This is a genomic window from Synechococcus sp. WH 7805 (genome assembly GCF_000153285.1).
Classification (GTDB): domain Bacteria; phylum Cyanobacteriota; class Cyanobacteriia; order PCC-6307; family Cyanobiaceae; genus Synechococcus_C.
Window position 1 is genome coordinate 2,190,945 of sequence record NZ_CH724168.1, and the last position, 18,093, is coordinate 2,209,037.

Consider the following 18,093-nt stretch of genomic DNA (forward strand, 5'->3'; position numbering starts at 1 on the left):
CTCTGAAGCTTCAGGCGCAGCTCACAAGGCTGCAACAAAAACCCCGCCATTGCTGACGGGGTGAATGTTTGTCGGGAGATCGATAGCGACACCTACGCCCCCTGCTTTCCCCTCTCGGGTCTTGTATAGCTCTCAGCCCACAGGCTTCAGGCTTCCCGAAGCCTTAAAGTTATGCAGTCTCGCAAGCATGCTGTTCAATAATCTTCCAATCAACGAAGAACTGATTGAGATACTTGACGAAATACCTCGTCAGCTTGACCAGATAGGCGGGCGAAATAGTCTCGTCCTCCGGCAAAACATGATTGTAATGGAAGCACATCATGTGGTCGCCTGATTCGAAATTTGCAATGTATGTAGTGTCGACGGGATAATTATCCATATAGTCAGCAGTTTTTTTAAGCTTCTCCTGGTCGAAAGATTTGTCAAACGGGACGTACGCTCTAAAGATAATATCGTCAAATCGTCCTGTGACAATTTCAAATGTCCATTGGTGCAATCGTGCTTGCGCAAATACATACTCGGTTTCTGTACCTTCGTTGCGGGTGATTAGCTCAGTTTTGATGTAAGCACCATTGAGGATTGTCGCGATGGTCTCTGGCGTCAGTTGTTTGGTTGTGAAAGCGAGGTTCATTGGAGTTTGGTGTTGAGGAGGTCATCCCTCCGGTGCATTCACCATCGCCGTTCTCGCTGGAAAGCACCTCCCCCAAAAGTGGTGACTTGAAGCCAGTTCACTGGTCACAATGGGGGATGTGCCGGAACAAAAGACCTCGCATTGTGGAAGGGTTCACGCATAGAGGAGGTCATGCACGTTTTCCTGTTCATCGCGGCGGCAGCATGTGTCAACCGCCCTTGGCCTCCAGCGTTGCTCGTGGCCTCACCCTGCTCATCACATCTTCCCCTGACTCCGACTTCCCTAATCCGCCCGGAGCAGGGCATTAGCCGACTAGATGGATCCAGCGGGATTCACTGCTGACCCTTCTTGCCCTAACAGGTTGCTACTGCCGACTATGCCTACCCTGTTGAGGGAGGGCAGCACAGGAGATCATCCACCCATGGCTGCCCCTTTCAATGGACCAAGGGATCACTACAGACTGTATTCAATGGTCTTTTCGTGATGGCAGCGCTACCTCACCTAGAACCCCCGGCCGTCAGCGACAACACTTGTGACGAGCTAGTGGTGAGCTGGGAGCAGTACGACAGGCTGATCGAGCACTTGGCACTGCAATTGCATCAAGCCTCAGCGGACTTTGATCAGATCGTGGCCCTTTCCCGTGGTGGTTTACGGGTGGGGGATCTGCTTTCCCGCCTTTTTGAATGCCCTTTGGTCGTAATGGCAGCTACTAGTTACAGCGGCGATGACGAACGAATTCAAGGAAAACTAAAACTCGGCCATCAGCTTGCCCACACATGTGACCAGCTCGGACCACGACTCCTTCTTGTAGACGATTTAGTGGATAGTGGAAACACCTTGGTTGAGGCCAGCGCTTGGCTGAAGAACCAAGTCAGCCCAACTCAACTGTTGACTGGGGTTCTGTGGCGAAAGGTTGGTAGCGCATTTATCCCAGATTTTTGGGCGATGGAGCTAACGGAAAATCCTTGGATCGTTCAGCCATTTGAACATTGGGAGAAGCTACAACCAGGCAAGCTCATGCCAATGCGTTAGTGATTTATTCAATGGTCTTGCCCAACCTTCCTGAGCTGGTTCTGGGTAGCGCAACCGTGCCCAAACGTTCACGGAATACCACCACCATCATTGGCGGAGATCGAAGAGCTGAATGTCAGCTGCTTGCTCGAAGGCGGTCACCCCTTCGTGACTCCGGCGGCAGAGTTGTCATTCAAGGCTGCTGATGATGGCGAGTTCTGAACTCTCCTAACAACCGAATCTTTAGGCCTTGCTCAACAGCGGGGCTTTTTATTGCCTGCAAGAGCGGGAAATACTTCAGGCAGTTACGTATGAACCATGACCTTCGACACTCAGATGACCCTTGCGCCGCTACAGGAACTGCGCCTTAGAAATTGATTGTTTAACGATTAATACGAATATAGATAGCCCCACCATCGCTACACCTTTTGTCAACAATATTGGTAGAAGTATCTATATTCCACCAGCTGAGACAACCACCATCAGATAATGGGACTGGTGCAGGAGATGCAACTGCTACATCAGCACTTGGATTAACTGAGGGATTACTGGACTTGTTCGTGGCAGAGCTGTCAACGATTAGACGAGTGAGCCGACAGCCTGATGAGCGAAGGGTGGCATTCCACTGATTAGCCAGGGTTGCGTCAGCGTGGTCTTCCATCAACCATTGTGCGTTTTGTCTGGCACCTGCCAGTGCTCCGCATTTGTTTTCTCTATCCGTATAATTTCTATACTCATCCATCCAACTGCTGTATTGATTTCTAAGTCTGATAGCATCAGAATTCGCCAATGCAGGCGCAGAAAAAGTGAAGGCTAAAAGCAGAAGCGAAGCGGCTTTAAACATAACTAAGAGAATATATCTATCAATTCATCATGGCCGAATGAAAGGCTATGAATCTGAATATAGGATTTAAAAAATATGAGTATTTGATAAGTCATCATGTCTGGTCACCCACGTGTTGAGGCAGGCGGGATTGTTTAGTGCAGCGGGGAATGCTTTCAGCTCGTACAACAGTGATGCTTGCTTCGTAAGCAGTTTTGCTCTCGGTATCGTGTAAGTATGCAATCTCTTCCAGCTTCTTTCTGCTTCGCTGGTTACAGCCTTCATAGCCCTTGGCCAGGGGCTGGTAATTGGGTTGTTCAACCGAGCGGTGATTCTTTTGTTGGAACTGCTACATTTTGCTTCAGTTCGAGTTGAAAGACAATCAAATTAATTGTCCTTTTTGCGAATCGCCCACCTCTAGCTTGCCCTGAAAACGCAGCGCTAAGGCTTTGTGGCTTTGGGATGGCTGCTCTCAAGCATGACCTTAAAATAATTTAAGATCAGGTTGCGGGATTAAGCTATAAAACTATTTTGAATTGAATCTTCTATCCAGCAAATGGCTAAAGTCTTAATTACAGGATTTAGCAACGCACCAGTCAGTATTCCCTTTGTTGCTTCACAGACTACCGTTACTGATTTTTTCGCAAGACCTTGGCTTATTCGTCCAGAGCTTTCTGTTTCACTTTCAAACAGAAGATATAATTTCACTGAATCATTTGATAAAGGTGGTTTCACGGAATCTACAGTTTTAAAAGGAAAGCTCAATCAACTTTTGCCCTTTGAAGATAGAAAGATTAGATCTTTTAAAAGCGTGTTAAAAACCGCTGGTGATATTCAATTCAAGGTCGAAATTGATGAAATCACAGGTTTAAGTCTTGCTAATTTTACTGATCCAACTTTTAATTCTCTTAAAAAGGTATTAAGAGGGGATGATCAGATAACCGGTGCAGAATTCTCGACAGGTTTGCTTAGGGGATACAAAGGAAATGATACTTTCTTCTTGAAATCCTTTAACGAAGCCCTTGGTGGCCCTGGCGCTGACGCATTCGTTCTTTCGACTGATACGAGAGATGCAAAGATTTTAGATTTTAAATTTGGCGTTGATAGTATTTTAATTGATGGAGACATAGATGACTACACATTTGAAAGTAAGTTTGGATTCTTTAGTGTTGAGAATGCCGTAACTGGAACCGTTCTTGCTACTGTGCAAAATATTAATCAGCCTTCGGATGCTGCCGACTTGGAATTGCTGCCATTTATTTCAGTTGATGAGGAATTGCCACCTGTTGTTTGGTGAGTATTCAGTACTTTAATGACTTTACTGCCGCAAGCTTGTAAGTTTCCCCGTCAACCATGGTGGGGCTTTTCTATCCTTTATAAGGGTGAATACTTCTAAATTTCACGTCTGAACCATGATCTTCGTTGGCTAGCCGACCTTTGCGCTGCTTCAGGAACCGCTCATAGCGCTTCGTGCCAACGACCCTGATGGCTTCAATGCTTGGTTGTCACTTGGCATCGAACGGCTTGGAAAGCCTGCTGTCATTGAACTGCTGGTGGACTGGATGGACCCGATCCTCACGTCAGACGACGCGGACAGGCTGGTCGGTTGGCACCTGGGAGTGTGCCTCTAGACAGGTGCTGGTCTGCACTCAGCTAATTCTCAGTCAACTCTGAGTCAACTCAAGGTGTTTTGAATCAATGAACAAGAGATGGTGTGTTTACCAGATGGTCGGGGAGCCTGAAGCCGTTTAGCGGGGCTGAAAGCTATACAAAACCCTTCGGGGAAAAGCAGGGGGCGCTGTGTGTCGCCGACAATCTCCCGACAAAACATTCACCCCGCCAGCAATAGCGGGGTTTTTTGTGGTTCCCTCAATTGGAGGAGACGGATTCGTCCGAATGCCATTCAGCAGCCTTTGTGTAAGGCCCAGCGACCATGATCGGTAGAAATAATTCCATTGCGATAAGTGCGAAAATAACAGCCATTAAATTCACGCCCCACCCAAGGATGAAAAGCGAGGAAAGGACAGGTGGTGCGAGAGATTCTGGTGTGATTGAGCTGATCAAATAGTCGAGAGAAGCATCGAGAACTGCCATTAATGACGCAATAAACATCAGGCTTGATGCCCGGTAGCATCGACTTGCCGGTGCGAATTTCTTGAGAGATATGTAGACCCGTGAAATGTTTAATTGATGGCTTGCCAAGATGAATAAAATGGCAAAAATTGCAATATTAGAGAGTTGCTTGGTTTCAATAACCTCACGGGCTTCGATGAACAGGTAGCCAGCACCCACAAACCAAAACACGATTCGTAGAAAGAATTGACTGAATTTGGTCAAATGGATTGTTAATAAGTGAAACTAGAGTAATCTTTTTCTTTCGACTCCGCCACGAGTGTGTGTGGCAGTGCTTCTATAGGCCAGTTTTTTATTCAGTCCTTCCCGGGAGTTGGAGAGTGGGATTCATGTTTTGGGGCCTCCTAAGACATCCTCTACTTCGGGGAGCGTCAGAGGCCACTCATCCGCCTTGGCAGGGTGGATTGGGGAGTGGTTCAGAACGGGAGACATTTCAATTGAGGAACTTGCCAGTCATCACTCGTCCCGACAGCAATGGCGGGGTTTTTTATGACCTGCTTCTGCGTGTGGCCAAGATCACAGCTGCGGATGACAGGGATCATCACTTGGGTCGTTGATTGCGGAGATGGTGTGTGCATCGAAAGGTCTCAAGCAATGAACGATTTCTTCAGGGGGTTAGGCAGTGTTTGTCTCGGCACACTTGCTGGTGCTGGTCTGGGTGCGGCGTCGTTTTTCGCCATCGAAGCGGTTTTGCCGAAACAGGCCGACGCGGCACCTGCGCACACCGTTACCAAAGCCCTCAAGCATGAGCCGAAGCTCAGTGCCAGGCAGACCATCCTTGAGGCGAATCGCCACTTGATCGCCAATGGCTGGCGTCCCGCGCCGGAAAAAACGCCAACACCGGAGGAACGGCGCTTGTCCTCTGTTGCGCTCGAAAGCCTTTCGGTCTGCTCCAGCACGGGCGTTGGCTTCTGCCGCTTTGATTACCGCCGAGATCTGCAGCGGTTGTCGGTGCTAACGGTTCCCAGTGAGCCGGGCCGTCCGTCCGTTGGTCGCGTTGACCGTTGGTGGTGAACAAGGATTCAACGGCTGCTCCCGTCAGCAATGCAGCTGGTTTTAATTGTCAAATATGCCATTGGCTAGTGTCTCTGAGAGTGAAGTTTTGGAAATTGTAGAAGATCAACTAATCAAGCAATTAGCGAGTCATAGGCTCTACATTTGATCAGCCATAGAGCTCGTTTTTTTGTAATGATTGCGAATAACGACGGGACGCTCGCCAGATTGAACAAGCACCAGTTCGATAGAGCCATCATTTAATAACCGCCCATTATAATTTCCTGACTCTTCAAATTCTGCCATGCCAATTTGGCAGCTGTAGGGATCGATAACGCCGATTATTTTTTCGGAATCAGACTTAGTGATTTGTCCGTCTTTCGTGTGACCGGAATGAATAGTAGACTCCCAAGAGCGCTCGCCTGTGATTACTCCATCGGTATCGACTTCAATCATAAGTTTAGAAGTGCCTTGGTGCTTGCCGTTGCTATTTATTCCTATATTTTCAGAGGAATATGAGCCTGAAAGCGTTGTCAGGTCTGATGGAGGTTTGCAGGGTGCATCTCGAGCGACTCTGTCTTTATTGGTAGAGCAACCACTAACAACGGTTGCGGCGCAAACAATGGAGCACACCATTTTGAAATACAACACTGTTTATCGTCAAAAAATAAATTATACACTCAAAGCTGAAGCAATAATTCGCGGGTTCATAGTCTGTGGCACTTTGTGGATTGGCTATAGATTCAGCTGCCTTGGTGTTGTCGGATGAATTAGCGAATCGAATCACTCGACGCTTTCGTAGAAATGGGATGGAAACAAGACTCATTCGTCTATCTGTAGTCCATTTTCTCGTTATTCCTATTGCTTCACTTTCAGAAATACGTGTAACGCCAGCTGCTTGCAATTTCATGTCGGTAAGCCTGAAGGCCAGTTAGCAGAAAGCTATACAAGATCCGCAACGGAAAGCAGGGGGAGTTGATTGTCGCTGACTATCTATCAACAAATTATTCGTGCTGTCAGCAATGGCTGGGTTTTGTATTGGCAGCGGGGAATGCTTTCAGCAGTTGCACTGAACCATTGCCACTCGACACTCAGATGACCCTTGCGCTGCTACAGGAACTGCTCCTAGCGCTTCGTGCCAACGCCCCTAATGACTTCAAGGCTTGAGTGACTCTAGGAATTGAACGCCTTGGAAAGCCTCCTGCCATTGAGCTGATGGTGGACCGGACAGACTCGATCCTCGCGACAGACGAAGCGAACAGTCTGGTTGGTTGGCACCTAGGGGTAAGCCTCTAACCCCAGTTATTGCAATGTTTTTGTACCCAAGTGACCAAGATCACAGGCCGCTTTGACGCAGGTCATCAAGTTGACCCGTCATTCCGGAGATGGTGTGTCCATCGAAGGGAACAATCCCAACGACACGAACCACACCGCCTCTCAATCCATGGACTTCAAACTTCCTGAAAAATTCAGCCACTTCTCAAACCCTAGCGAAAAGGAAATTTTCGAATATTTCGAAGTCAAGACAAAGTATCAAGAGCTTTTCGAGGCTGTCAGTGAAATTGCAATGAAAAGCATTGGAACTGAAGACGACGATCATATGGGAGCCGCCGATACTTTTAACGGCAATCTCTGGGGACTCGGCGGCAATGACATCCTCACGGGGGACAGCCGCAACAACATCATTTATGGAGGAAAAGAACAGGACGGAAGAGATGGGGAATACATAACAGGCACGAATGAGTATTCAGACAACGACACGATCCACGGAGGAGGAGGAAACGACAGACTCTATGGACAGTCAGGTAATGACTGGTTGACTGCCGGGGCAGGCGATGACTACTTATACGGAGGTGACGATAACGATGTACTCATCGGAAATGGAGACGGTCAGAATATTTTCAATGGGGGACGCGGAGTTGATTCGATTTACTTGGCCAACCATGACAATCATGCACCAGATGAGATCTGGGATTTCGTAGATGAAGGTGATCGCATCTTCCTCAGCGAGGATTTCATGGCGCAAACAGGTGGAATTGCCAGCGTGGAAACAACACTCTGGAATGGCAATGCTCAGCTTCCTCATCGTGAAGCTCGTAATTTTGGCGATTTTTACCAATCAACACAGATCAAAAATGCCGAAGGGGAGATCTTATTTTTAGTCGAAGGTCCAACGCTGGATGGAATCACGATTGGTTGGAATGCCAGCGGCCTGGAGGTGATTGACACGAATGGAGATTGGGACGGAGCAAAGTTCAGGTTTATGGAACAACTGACTGGCACATCCCAGTGGCTTCAGGAAAACTTCCACTAATTCCAGAAAATAAAATCCGCCTTCTCGCTCCCGTCAGCAATGGCGGGGGTTGTTACTGCTCTCCCAGTTGAGGGATATGCACCCCAGTCGACGCGGTGCAAAATCGCCCCCCCCCGCTAACCAAGCTCACAGCTGAACATCAAACTCAAATGGCTTTATCCGAACAGCAGAGGAAAAAGGCGCACGAAAGGGGCATGAGCTTAATGCTGAGAGAGAGGCGCGGGAAGCGGAAAACAACCCCCGCAGAACGGAAGAGAGAAAAGCAGCCTGCAGAGCAGAAGAACTTTTGCTGACAAAGGAGGTTGAGTGACAATCAACCCTGAACTACGGCAAAAGGCTTGAAGGCTTACAAGGTTTGGCTGCAATATCCCACTGGAAAGGAGTCACAGCCTTATGGAACCTGGTTCAAAGAGCGGGGTTCGTTCGACCTGTAGGGGGACGAGACTTCGAAAGCTTTAGGAAGATCGCCGTCGAACGCGGGATTTGCAAGCCAAGCCCTATAAGGCTCCTGTTACTCCTCTTTGGGCCCCGCAAGGGTCCGCGTGGCGGTTGCTATAGAACCCTCTACAGCAGCAGAACTGGGCCTCCATATCGGCCGTTACATCTCAGGACGGCCGCAGACGTCCAAAACGGATTCCTTATCACTACCGATCGGCACGCCCCCGCGCTCAACTTTTCAAACAGTCATGCTGCACCTCGTGTTTTGTGGCGGGCGCAGGCATGTCGCATCCGTTGGAGAGTGCAGAACAGCAAAGCTGAAACTGGCTATGGCAGCAGGCATCAGCATCACAAGCGATGCATAATTACGGAATTAAGTGTGGTCTCATGTTGTGTCGTCACTCCTTGGGGCTGTTGGGCTTTGCCATTTGCTTTGCTTCTCTGCCTGCCTTTGCTGAAGAAGATAAAAGTGTCAAGTTCCCCTATCTGTATTTAACGGGTGCAGCTGGAGCTAATAATCCAACGACCCGAACAAATACAGGAGAAGCAGGAACTTTTGAGGAATATACAAGCCCTGGTGCGTCTGCAGAGTTAGGATTAGGAGTGAATTTTGATGGTTTGAGAATCGAGGCGACTTATGCTCTCGATGCAAGCCAATTGAGTGGATACACAAACGTCAGAGGTATTGATTTTGACTATATTTCAGGCGGAGAAGTTCGAAAGCAATCAGCTTTCTTGAGCGGATACTGGGATATTTTACGAAGGAAGAGCTGGACTCCATACCTCGGAGCAGGAATAGGGTATTCAAATTTGGATGTTCGAGGTTTTTCTGATCCAGGTCTCTCTTATGAAGCATTCAATCGTTCCCTATGGGGGTATCAATTTAAAGCTGGCATTTCTGTAGATGTTTCAGCAAGTTCAAAGATTTTTGCTGAAGGTATTTACAGAGGAACATCGCGTTTTGACACGAATGACGGATTTAATGATTGGAATAATGCTTCTTGGAGTAGCTGGGGAGGTCAACTCGGGGTCCGAGTAGGGCTTTAAGCTTCGCTTTTGGGTTGATTCATCGCTAATCGTAAAAGCTTAAGCATTTATTTTGTTGAAAGGTTTGAGGTTATTAATTTTTTCGAATTAAAGTCGCACCCCAATCGCCAGGGTGAGCCTATCGGGCAACATGAAGAGTGCAGGCTGTAGAGCTAGGCAGTTGTTTGTCATTGATGAGCCTGACCAAAGCACAAGAGTGCAATAGTATTCATTCCTTGCTAGAGATTCTTGTGAACAAGTTAAATCAGATGAAGCTGTTGCACCCAATGACTGCCGCTATTGTCGTTGCTTCGTTAATGACTTTCATCTCTTCAGAGGCTTATGGGGAAGACAAAGTTTCTGAACAACGCAAATTAATACTGGGTACTTGGAACTGCATCTTTAAATCAGGGGGGAAAACAATTCCAACAGATAAGTTTCAATATAGTTTTTCACCAAATGGTTCGTTGAAATCTGATCTGCAAGTAGGGAACAGCCGAGTGGTGACCAAAGGTGTATGGATGATCGTTAAAGCAGAACAATTGGTTTTCCCCGGTCAGAAAAGTATCACCACAATTAACTTGAAAACTGGAACATCTAAATCTCAACGGACGGGAAAGACAACGTCCTTTGATATAAAGACGTTGTCGAGTAAAAGACTGCTCTTTTTCGGTAAAGGTGGAAAAATTGCGAGCTGCAAAAGGTAATGTTCTCTCGATAGGACGCTTGTTGCTAAAGCTTAGACTTCCTGACAATTGACGATTAAAGTTCTCTTGTTATCGGGTAACAGGTTAGCGACCCCCCTGTTGATCTCTCCGTACTTTCTTACAAGTAATAGCGTTTTAAATTAATTCTAATGCTCTTTTTGTTCGGCCTCTGCGCCACCGAGGGTGATCTCTAGGCTTGGCAGGATTGCTTTGAACGATTCTCTTTGTCGCCACAAATAGAATAGAATTTTTCTGCTTAAATCTTTAACAGCCTCTGTTTTGACATGTCGATTGCGCCTCCGATTACTCCTAAGCGTACTGCTCTATTCGGTGAATCAGCTAAACAATTTGAGAGTTGACTTATAAAAGATCGTCATCCTGAGTCCACCTCAAATCTTTGTACCGAGGTGTCAGAAATGCTGATTCCAGTGACATTCTTGTGATTCACCAAGCTCCTAAAGAGGCCTTGAGTCCTTTATGGGAAAGTATTCGGAATGGCTCGCCAGTCATGCTACGGATGTCTCATCTGCACAATTCAGTTCGTGGTTTGACGCTTGGTGCACAGTACATTTCATAATTCAGATCGGCCTGCTGTGTATTTCAAAGCCTTTTGTAGTCCGCTTGCTCCTCATTCAGGATTATCTCAGTCTTGGTGTAGATCTCGTTGATTGCTTTGCTTTCGACTGTATTTCTTGGCTTCTGCATCTACTCCTTCTCTTGAGGCTCACACAAATCGGTGTCCTTGTTCAATAGATGAACAACTGATTTAAGAGGTCTCTTGATGACGCGATTTCAGTGTTCCATGCACAAAGCGTTCGACCTCTCAGTCCTCGGTTACGCAATGCTCTTCTGCCTAGTCGATCGTTTTTCTCCTCATCGCATTCTGTCGATGGCTTCAATGTTTTAGATTTCTTGATTAATTCAGTGGTGTTGATATGGATCGCTTTCATCCAAATGTTGATGATGAGATCAGTCTATTGATTAGTCGGCGCTACCATCGAGTTCACAACTACTTAGTGACACAGTTGTGTGTTTAGTCATAGCCTTCTCTTGCATAATGTTCAGAAGTAACTAATGATTGCTGATCTACCAGTTGGTTTTTCTGAGTTGTTTGACGTACATCATTTCTAGGTTTTTTAGGGGTTCTGCTGTGAGTTTCTTAGACTTCTTTCCGGACAGTGATTTCGGCACGATAGCCCAAAGGGCAATATCACCTTGTTGGATTTCTCCTCCTAAGCGATCTTCTTGAAACTCTAAAACGTAGTAAGGCGCTGGCTTTCGTTCCGGATGGTTGATCCAAAGAAATCCATCTTTAAACTCATATGTTTGATAGTTAGGGGATGGAAGAGATGCATTTTGCTTTAGATCATTCAAATCAAGGTTTTTGCCACTGCTGATCAAATGCTTGAAATATCTATCTTCTGTAAAGGTGAAGGCTTGTAAGTCTGAAAACCAAAAGCTATTTTTAGGGATTTTGCTGGTATAAGTCTCAGATGATTTCATCACCCAGATTCCTTGAAGTGGACGTTCGCTAATAATTCTGCAGGGGAGATTCTTTTCTTTTGGGCAAATTTTTTGTGGTAGCGCCCCTGTTCTCTGATTGCTCCAGGCTATTGCTATTCCTAGAGTCCCAGTGATCAGGGCTGCAACTGGGACATTCATCTCGTCTCATCCAGATCTATTGATCAGCTTATGATTAAGGCTGAAGTATTGCCTTTGATTTCACTGATTTAAGGGTAAACTCTCATCCATCCCTAATCGACTCGTGGTCGCCTTTGCCAGTTTTTGGATGGCATTGTTTTAGGTCTTATTTAGATTGGGGGAGGTTGATATCGTGCTGAATTGCGATGGCGCGGGCAATGCCCGATGAACATCCTGTGACTAATGCAGTTTCCGCTTGTGTCGATGCGGCTTTCATCGTCCTCCACCGATGAATGCAAAAGACACTGTTGATGCTTATTTTGTTGTTGTTCTGCTTGGGAGACTGACCTTGTGCAGGGTCTCGTTGAGAGGCCTCCATTGCACGAGGTGGTTTGGATCGATCTGATGCGTGTCCAGGCAAGACCAGATATCTGTTCCTGGGAGGATCGCCTTGGCCCAGTGATCACCTTCGCTTTTCATTTGCTTGCTATTGTCATCTTTCCAGTTGCTCCACTCGATTGTTGGATAGTGGTCAACAAACTGATTGAGAATGACGATTGAAAATTCCATGGTGTCTTTTAGCCATAGCTAAGCTAATCGTAAGGGGTCGCGAGTCTTGATTGGCTTTAAAGGTCCTCTGGTCGCTGGTCCGCACGCTTCGTGTTGTGGCGCATACGGATCAAACGCGGAACAAGTGCTTCAATCAATGATCTTCCAACGTTTTATGGAAACCACCGTTGGGGCTTTGAACCTCAGTGTTCCATTTGCTAAATGGGCTGTGATCTGCGACAGCGATGATGTTGCCAAGATGCACGCCGCTGCGGGTTTGAAATCACTTTTTTGCAGTGTTAGCAAAGACGATCCAATCACAGTTTGCGCGGTTCAGTAGGGCCCTGTGGAAGTCGCGCACAAGATCTTTGATGACAACATGTAGATGATCCTCGACGCTAGCCACGTTATCGAAAGCACGGTGACTCGTTCCTATCTTGATGTTTGATCAGCGGTTCAATTGCCATTGACATTGATTCTTTTATTGGGGGATGTAATTCAGAGGGTCGTCAAAGGTTCCTTCCCCGCAGGGTGTTTGCGAACGTCCTCCCGGTAGATATTGTTGTTCGATCTTTCCGTCTTGGTACTCCTGGCACAGTTCTGCAGGGGTCTGACTGTCGACCCAGCCTTGGTAATCGCTTGCGAACAGAAGCTGTGCGATCAATAGCGAATGGATCATGGGTTAACCCGCGTTCCTCTGGTTTAGCTCTAATCAGCGTGCTTTCCGCGCTCCAGTGCGGGTAAGCGCCCATTGGGTTCGATCGTCCTCTCGAGCCGTTCCAATCCGGTCAGGTGAGCGGCGATCCACCATGAATCTTTGCTTTGTATGGTTCGTTTCGAGCTAACTCCCGCTTGCGCTGGCTCACCCTGGTGGCTTGGCGCCTCCTCGTGGCAATGGGTGTTGGCGTCAAAGTCGTCGGTTCATCCGAAGGCGCAAGAGCTCTTTGAATTGGTGGTTGGGTTGGAGGCAAAGTTCTGGTGCTCGTCGGAACTGTATGGAAATCTGAGTGGTGTCTTCAACAATTAGATCGATTGGATCCCGCTCCAAAGTGCAGCCTCGAGGTCCACAAGATGACAAACACTCGCCATTCGCATTTTGGGCCGTTGGATGCGGATGATCTGCATCACGAATCGGATCAGTGTTCCTCGCTCCATGGCTGATTGCAATGACGACTGCACGATGAAGGGGTCTTCCTATCGCCACCGTTTGATTGATCTCTGCATTGATGTCTGCGAGGACTTGATCCGTTTCACCGTTTTGATTCGTTCCAGTCAGCGCTAGCTGGAGGAGCCCATGGGGATCGTCTCCATCTTCGAAAGACGATGAAGCTCATGATTCAACTGTTGAGACGTTGATCAGCTTCACGCAGAGCTGCCAGGCGGGTATCCACGAGAGATGGAATCCCGAACATTTCTAGACGGCGTTTCACCTTGCCTGCCGCACCGGCCACGAGCACCTGTCGATCGTGCTGCGCAGCCTCCTGCACCATGCGTTCGATCGCCAGGCTGGCCGTCACTCCCAGATGTGGAACGTCAGTAATGTCCAGCAGCAGAATTGTGTATTGCCTCACCAACATCATCCGTTCACTGATGCCTTTGGCTGCACCGAAACTGAGTGGCCCTTGCATCCTGAACAGCATGAGTTGGTCGCCGCAGCGTTCCAGCAGGGTCTGTTCCTCCTCATCCAGAGGAGCTGCATCCACGTTCATGGTGCCGAGCTGATGGTCGGTGAGTGATTCGATCGTGAGCAGGTTTGCTACGAACATGCCGACCAGCACCGCACCGATCAGGTCCCAGAACACTGTCATCAGCAGAACGCCCCACATCACCAGAGCTGTTTTGAAGGAGAGACGGTGGGCGCGGCGTAGGAAGCCCCAATCGATGATGTCGAATCCCACCTTGATCAAAATTGCAGCCAGTAGAGCAGTGGGGATTCCTTCTGCCAGGGGACCGGCTCCCAGCAGCAGTAGCAGGAGCACAACCGAATGGGTCATCCCTGAGAGGGGTGTGCGACCACCGGACTTGATATTGATCACCGTGCGCATCGTGGCCCCCGCTCCAGGAAGACCGCTGAGAAGACCCGCCACGCTGTTGGCGATGCCCTGGCCTACCAGTTCGCGATCGGAGCGATGGCGTGTGTAGCTGATGTTGTCGGCGACCAGTGAGGTGAGCAGGGAATCGATCGCACCGAGGACGGCCAGCACCACCCCGGCTCGCATCAGCACAGGCAGGTGGTCCCGCCAGTTGGGAATCATGAAGGTGAGCCCCCCTTCTGGAATGCTGCCGATGCGCGTCAACTGGTCTGGAAAGAGCCACAAAGACAGGGGGGTGATCACAACGAGCGCCAGCAGAGGCGACGGGACCACCTTGCTGATCAAACGTGGAGTACCGAAGACCACCAGCAAGGTGGCGGCACTAACCAAAAGCGCCGACGGCTCAGGCCTGAAATCGGCCACCACCATCTGAAGAGACTGAATCGCACCACCGCGACTGTTGATTCCCAGCAGCGGACCGATTTGCAGGCAGAGGATAATCATCCCGATGCCAGACATGAAACCCGAGACCACGGAATAGGGCACGAGGGTGATGTAACGACCGAGTCGCAGCACGCCCAGCAGGATCTGAATGAGTCCACCGATCACCACGGCAGCCATCACCAGCGGCAGCAGCTCTCCGCCATTGAGTTCCCGGCTGACGCCAACGGTTGCGAGGCTGCCTACAACCCCTGCCACGGTGACGCTCATCGGCCCTGTTGGTCCGCTCACCTGTGCAGGGGTTCCCCCGAATAGGGCTGCAAGAAAGCCCGTCACGATGGCTCCATAAAGACCGTAAATCGCACCACCCGGACCGAGGGCTGCATTGCCGAAGGCCAATGCCAGGGGTAGTGCCACGACCGCAGCAGTGAGACCGCCCGAGAGGTCTCCGCGCCAATGCGTCCAGCTAAAGCCGTGGATGAGAGCGTGCCGGCGTTTGTTCATCGCCTCAGGGTGTCGTGCTCATCCCTGTCCATACCTGAAGTTCCTCGAGCGACTGGACACCCTCGCGGCGTTCACCAGTCGGAAGAATCCAAGTTGGATAGGCTCGAATTCGAGCGTTTTTACAGGCAGCGGCCTGAATCGGAAGCTCTTTGGGTTTGCCGCATTCCACGTACGGAAGGTTGCTGACCGCGTCGCCGAACAGCCGCCCCTGAGCCTGGCAGGCTGGACAACGCCAGGAGCCGTAGTACAGAACCTGCGTTTTGCTGAGGTGGTCGGCAAGGACGGCCGGGTCGGGGGCTGAACGGACCAACCCTGCACCCAAAAGGCCGATGCTGGCACTGGAGATGATGCCGAGAAATAAGAATCTGATCATTTCGAGAATGTACGTGCGCTCAGGCGTACGGGCATCCGGCCTGCCCTAACGGTGCCGAACCCCGGATGGAACTGGGAGACTCAGTGGCAGTGGAGTCCTTGGGACTGAAGGATCATCATGGCCGGCAGTGGGTACCGCGATTACTTCAAGGTGCTCGGGGTGGATCGTGGCGCTGATGCTGATGCCATTAAGCGGGCGTTTCGAAAACTGGCGCGCCAGTACCACCCGGATGTGAATCCGGGTGACAAGACGGCTGAAGCCAAGTTCAAGGAAGTGAGCGAGGCCTATGAGGTCTTGTCGGATCCTGAGAAGCGCAAGCGGTACGAGCAATTTGGGCAGTACTGGAATCAGGCCGGCAGTGGCGGTGCCGGGATGGGTGATGTTGATTTCGGCCGCTACGGCAATTTCGACGATTTCATCAATGACCTTCTTGGTCGATTCGGCGGTCAAGGCGGTGGTGGTTTCGGCGGTGCACCGGGTGGTTTCTCGGGCGGTGGATTTCCTGGTGGTGGATTTCCTGGCGGTTTTGCTGGGGGCGGCTTTCCTCGAGGAGCTTCACGCCCTCCGGTGAATCTCGATGCTGAAGCTACGGTGAAAGTGAGTTTCGCGGAGGCTTTCCGTGGTGGTGAGCGCATGCTTTCCGTGAATGATGAACGGGTACAGGTGCGCATCCCTGCGGGAGTGAAGAACGGTTCCCGCCTCCGTCTCAAGGGCAAGGGCAACCTTCAGCCAGGAACCGGGCGTCGCGGCGATCTCTATCTGAACCTTGAGGTTCAGGCTCACCCCGTGTGGCGCTTCGACGGTGATCAGCTGCGTGCTGATCTTCCTGTGGCTCTCGATGAGTTGGCGCTCGGAGGCATCGTTACCGTGATGACACCGGACGGCGAAGCCGAAGTCTCGATCCCTGCGGGCACCAGCCCAGGCCGCAGTCTGCGGCTGAAGGGCAAGGGTTGGCCGCTGAAAACTGGCCGGGGAGACCTCCTTTTCACCCTCAGCCTGCAGTGGCCTTCCCAGTGGTCTGAGACGCAGCGCTCTCTACTTGAGCGATTGCGTGAGGAACGCGGCGATGATCCGCGCCGCGATTGGATTCAAACCGCCCGGCTCTGAAGAGCTGTCAGGCTTGCCGCCTACGATCACGTCCTCGATTTGTCCTGCTGATGGACCTCACTTACCGCCCACGCCGCCTGCGTCGTACTGCGTCTCTGCGGGCCATGGTGCGCGAAACCAATCTGTCGCCTGCTGATTTCATTTACCCGCTGTTCGTGCACGAAGGTGCGGAGGTGGAGCCAATTGGGGCCATGCCTGGGGCCAATCGCTGGAGCTTGCAGCAGCTCACCTCGGAGGTGAGGCGCGCCTGGGAGCTTGGAATCCGCTGCATCGTTCTGTTCCCGAAGGTCTCTGAGGGACTCAAAACCGAAGATGGTGCCGAATGCTTCAACGAGAACGGATTGATTCCGCGTGCCATTCGCCAGCTCAAGCAAGAGCTCCCGGAAATGGCGATCATGACGGACGTGGCCCTCGACCCCTACTCCTGCGACGGCCATGACGGCATCGTCAGCGAACAGGGTGTGGTTCTGAACGATGAAACGATCGAGTTGCTTTGCAAGCAGGCCGTTGCCCAGGCCAGAGCCGGTGCTGACTTGATCGGACCTAGCGACATGATGGATGGCCGGGTCGGGGCGATCCGTGAAGCCCTCGATGACGAAGGTTTCGAGCATGTGGGCATCATCAGCTACACAGCCAAATACTCATCGGCGTATTACGGGCCCTTCCGCGAAGCTCTTGATTCCGCGCCCCGGGCTGCTGGAAGCAAGCCAATTCCTGGGAACAAGGACACCTATCAAATGGATCCGGCGAATGCCCGTGAGGCCATCACCGAGGCCCAGCTCGATGAACAGGAAGGGGCTGACATCATGATGGTGAAGCCCGGTCTCGCTTACCTCGACATCATTCATCGCTTGCGGGAAGAGTCGGAGTTGCCCATCGCGGCTTACAACGTCAGTGGTGAGTACTCCATGGTGAAAGCGGCCGCCGAGCGTGGCTGGATCAACGAGAAGGCCTTGGTGCTGGAGACCCTGCTCAGCTTCAAGCGTGCCGGTGCGGATCTGATCCTCACTTATCACGCTTGTGATGCCGCTGAATGGTTGAAGCAGGGTTAGCAGAAGCGAGCTAATCAGGAGTCAGTGCTCGTCGATTTATGGCCTCAGGTCGTCCGATGCGTTTCTGGAGCCCTCTCCCTTTCGTGTGTGCATCCGTGGCCTTCATTCTCGCTGGGCATCTGCTGACCAGCGGTGATCGTCAGGATCGCTCTGAGGGATTTCTACTGCTGGGAAGTGGACTCATCTGCTTCTCGATTGGATGTGTCTGCCGCACGTCATGGGGAATTTCCTTTGCCCATGGCGCCCGTCCAGAGTCTCTAGCGCACGAGCGGAGCCCCGACTCCCTCTCGCCGGACGTCGGGCACCATTCAGAATGA

Annotated in this window: 19 protein-coding genes; 11 read left to right on the top strand and 8 right to left on the bottom strand. The window is 50.4% G+C overall.

Annotated elements, in window-relative coordinates; translation table 11 throughout:
* Nucleotides 1-169 precede the first annotated feature (169 nt).
* On the bottom strand, nt 170-631 hold the full coding sequence (locus tag WH7805_RS11075) for a hypothetical protein (protein WP_006043180.1): 462 nt from the start codon (nt 629-631) through the stop codon (nt 170-172).
* A 546-nt stretch (nt 632-1,177) separates the two neighbouring features.
* Here WH7805_RS11075 and WH7805_RS11080 point away from each other — a divergent pair.
* The gene (locus tag WH7805_RS11080; protein ID WP_232199001.1) at nt 1,178-1,663 is read left to right on the top strand and encodes a phosphoribosyltransferase; all 486 of its coding nucleotides are present in this window, start codon (nt 1,178-1,180) and stop codon (nt 1,661-1,663) included.
* Nucleotides 1,664-2,024: 361 nt separating this feature from the next.
* Here WH7805_RS11080 and WH7805_RS14475 read toward each other — a convergent pair whose 3' ends face one another.
* Nucleotides 2,025-2,486 carry a hypothetical protein gene (locus WH7805_RS14475; RefSeq protein ID WP_156783682.1) on the bottom strand — a complete coding sequence of 154 codons (462 nt, stop codon included), beginning with the start codon at nt 2,484-2,486 and terminating at the stop codon, nt 2,025-2,027.
* Nucleotides 2,487-3,021: 535 nt separating this feature from the next.
* Here WH7805_RS14475 and WH7805_RS11085 point away from each other — a divergent pair.
* Entirely contained in the window at nt 3,022-3,762 is a 741-nt protein-coding gene (locus tag WH7805_RS11085; protein ID WP_156783683.1) for a hypothetical protein, read from the top strand.
* A 572-nt stretch (nt 3,763-4,334) separates the two neighbouring features.
* Here WH7805_RS11085 and WH7805_RS11095 read toward each other — a convergent pair.
* Nucleotides 4,335-4,757, bottom strand: coding sequence for a hypothetical protein (locus tag WH7805_RS11095; protein ID WP_232199002.1), 423 nt, complete (start codon nt 4,755-4,757; stop codon nt 4,335-4,337).
* Nucleotides 4,758-5,192: 435 nt separating this feature from the next.
* Between WH7805_RS11095 and WH7805_RS13590 the strand changes: the two genes are divergently transcribed.
* Nucleotides 5,193-5,612: a hypothetical protein gene (locus WH7805_RS13590; RefSeq protein ID WP_006043187.1), complete on the top strand. Its 420-nt coding sequence runs from the start codon at nt 5,193-5,195 to the stop codon at nt 5,610-5,612.
* A 138-nt stretch (nt 5,613-5,750) separates the two neighbouring features.
* On the opposite strand, the gene WH7805_RS14480 is transcribed toward WH7805_RS13590, so the two are convergent.
* Nucleotides 5,751-6,239, bottom strand: a complete 489-nt coding sequence (locus WH7805_RS14480) for a hypothetical protein (protein ID WP_156783684.1) — start codon at nt 6,237-6,239, stop codon at nt 5,751-5,753.
* 700 nt (nt 6,240-6,939) lie between these two features.
* On the opposite strand from WH7805_RS14480, the gene WH7805_RS13595 reads away from it, so the two are divergent.
* From WH7805_RS13595 to WH7805_RS15175, 4 genes are all read left to right on the top strand, one after another.
* Nucleotides 6,940-7,905 (top strand): calcium-binding protein, encoded by a 966-nt coding sequence (locus WH7805_RS13595; protein WP_006043189.1) that lies wholly within the window; start codon nt 6,940-6,942, stop codon nt 7,903-7,905.
* 852 nt (nt 7,906-8,757) lie between these two features.
* Nucleotides 8,758-9,390, top strand: coding sequence for an outer membrane protein (locus WH7805_RS13940; protein ID WP_232199003.1), 633 nt, complete (start codon nt 8,758-8,760; stop codon nt 9,388-9,390).
* A gap of 173 nt (nt 9,391-9,563) precedes the next feature.
* Nucleotides 9,564-10,076, top strand: a complete 513-nt coding sequence (locus WH7805_RS11115; RefSeq protein WP_006043191.1) for a hypothetical protein — start codon at nt 9,564-9,566, stop codon at nt 10,074-10,076.
* 397 nt (nt 10,077-10,473) lie between these two features.
* On the top strand, nt 10,474-10,653 hold the full coding sequence (locus tag WH7805_RS15175; RefSeq protein ID WP_156783686.1) for a DUF3764 family protein: 180 nt from the start codon (nt 10,474-10,476) through the stop codon (nt 10,651-10,653).
* A 509-nt stretch (nt 10,654-11,162) separates the two neighbouring features.
* Here the strand turns inward: WH7805_RS15175 and WH7805_RS11120 are convergent.
* Nucleotides 11,163-11,738, bottom strand: a complete 576-nt coding sequence (locus tag WH7805_RS11120; RefSeq protein ID WP_006043193.1) for a hypothetical protein — start codon at nt 11,736-11,738, stop codon at nt 11,163-11,165.
* A gap of 703 nt (nt 11,739-12,441) precedes the next feature.
* Between WH7805_RS11120 and WH7805_RS11130 the strand changes: the two genes are divergently transcribed.
* A complete protein-coding gene (locus tag WH7805_RS11130; RefSeq protein WP_006043195.1) occupies nt 12,442-12,606 on the top strand; it encodes a DUF3764 family protein in 165 nt (54 codons plus the stop codon).
* Nucleotides 12,607-12,747: 141 nt separating this feature from the next.
* Here WH7805_RS11130 and WH7805_RS15005 read toward each other — a convergent pair whose 3' ends face one another.
* From WH7805_RS15005 to WH7805_RS11145, 3 genes are all read right to left on the bottom strand, one after another.
* Nucleotides 12,748-12,945: a hypothetical protein gene (locus WH7805_RS15005; RefSeq protein WP_006043196.1), complete on the bottom strand. Its 198-nt coding sequence runs from the start codon at nt 12,943-12,945 to the stop codon at nt 12,748-12,750.
* 658 nt (nt 12,946-13,603) lie between these two features.
* Nucleotides 13,604-15,244 carry a SulP family inorganic anion transporter gene (locus WH7805_RS11140; protein ID WP_006043199.1) on the bottom strand — a complete coding sequence of 547 codons (1,641 nt, stop codon included), beginning with the start codon at nt 15,242-15,244 and terminating at the stop codon, nt 13,604-13,606.
* Between the two features lie 4 nt (nt 15,245-15,248).
* On the bottom strand, nt 15,249-15,617 hold the full coding sequence (locus WH7805_RS11145; protein ID WP_006043200.1) for a hypothetical protein: 369 nt from the start codon (nt 15,615-15,617) through the stop codon (nt 15,249-15,251).
* A gap of 117 nt (nt 15,618-15,734) precedes the next feature.
* Between WH7805_RS11145 and WH7805_RS11150 the strand changes: the two genes are divergently transcribed.
* The 3 genes from WH7805_RS11150 to WH7805_RS11160 are packed head-to-tail and all read left to right on the top strand — an operon-like array spanning nt 15,735 to nt 18,093.
* Complete coding sequence (locus WH7805_RS11150; RefSeq protein ID WP_006043201.1) at nt 15,735-16,724, top strand: DnaJ C-terminal domain-containing protein; 990 nt, start codon at nt 15,735-15,737, stop codon at nt 16,722-16,724.
* A gap of 50 nt (nt 16,725-16,774) precedes the next feature.
* Nucleotides 16,775-17,776 carry a porphobilinogen synthase gene (gene hemB / locus WH7805_RS11155; protein WP_006043203.1) on the top strand — a complete coding sequence of 334 codons (1,002 nt, stop codon included), beginning with the start codon at nt 16,775-16,777 and terminating at the stop codon, nt 17,774-17,776.
* 38 nt (nt 17,777-17,814) lie between these two features.
* The gene (locus WH7805_RS11160; protein ID WP_038004687.1) at nt 17,815-18,093 is read left to right on the top strand and encodes a hypothetical protein; all 279 of its coding nucleotides are present in this window, start codon (nt 17,815-17,817) and stop codon (nt 18,091-18,093) included.

Excerpts from the sequence above, each read along its gene's own strand:
- WH7805_RS15005 (WP_006043196.1), bottom strand. The coding sequence starts at position 12,945 with ATGATCCATTCGCTATTGATCGCACAGCTTCTGTTCGCAAGCGATTAC.
- WH7805_RS11130 (WP_006043195.1), top strand. The coding sequence starts at position 12,442 with ATGGAAACCACCGTTGGGGCTTTGAACCTCAGTGTTCCATTTGCTAAA.
- WH7805_RS11075 (WP_006043180.1), bottom strand. The coding sequence starts at position 631 with ATGAACCTCGCTTTCACAACCAAACAACTGACGCCAGAGACCATCGCG.
- WH7805_RS11150 (WP_006043201.1), top strand. The coding sequence starts at position 15,735 with ATGGCCGGCAGTGGGTACCGCGATTACTTCAAGGTGCTCGGGGTGGAT.
- hemB (WP_006043203.1), top strand. The coding sequence starts at position 16,775 with ATGGACCTCACTTACCGCCCACGCCGCCTGCGTCGTACTGCGTCTCTG.
- WH7805_RS13590 (WP_006043187.1), top strand. The coding sequence starts at position 5,193 with ATGAACGATTTCTTCAGGGGGTTAGGCAGTGTTTGTCTCGGCACACTT.
- WH7805_RS11120 (WP_006043193.1), bottom strand. The coding sequence starts at position 11,738 with ATGAATGTCCCAGTTGCAGCCCTGATCACTGGGACTCTAGGAATAGCA.
- WH7805_RS11160 (WP_038004687.1), top strand. The coding sequence starts at position 17,815 with ATGGCCTCAGGTCGTCCGATGCGTTTCTGGAGCCCTCTCCCTTTCGTG.
- WH7805_RS11140 (WP_006043199.1), bottom strand. The coding sequence starts at position 15,244 with ATGAACAAACGCCGGCACGCTCTCATCCACGGCTTTAGCTGGACGCAT.
- WH7805_RS11115 (WP_006043191.1), top strand. The coding sequence starts at position 9,564 with ATGAGCCTGACCAAAGCACAAGAGTGCAATAGTATTCATTCCTTGCTA.
- WH7805_RS11085 (WP_156783683.1), top strand. The coding sequence starts at position 3,022 with ATGGCTAAAGTCTTAATTACAGGATTTAGCAACGCACCAGTCAGTATT.
- WH7805_RS11145 (WP_006043200.1), bottom strand. The coding sequence starts at position 15,617 with ATGATCAGATTCTTATTTCTCGGCATCATCTCCAGTGCCAGCATCGGC.
- WH7805_RS14475 (WP_156783682.1), bottom strand. The coding sequence starts at position 2,486 with ATGTTTAAAGCCGCTTCGCTTCTGCTTTTAGCCTTCACTTTTTCTGCG.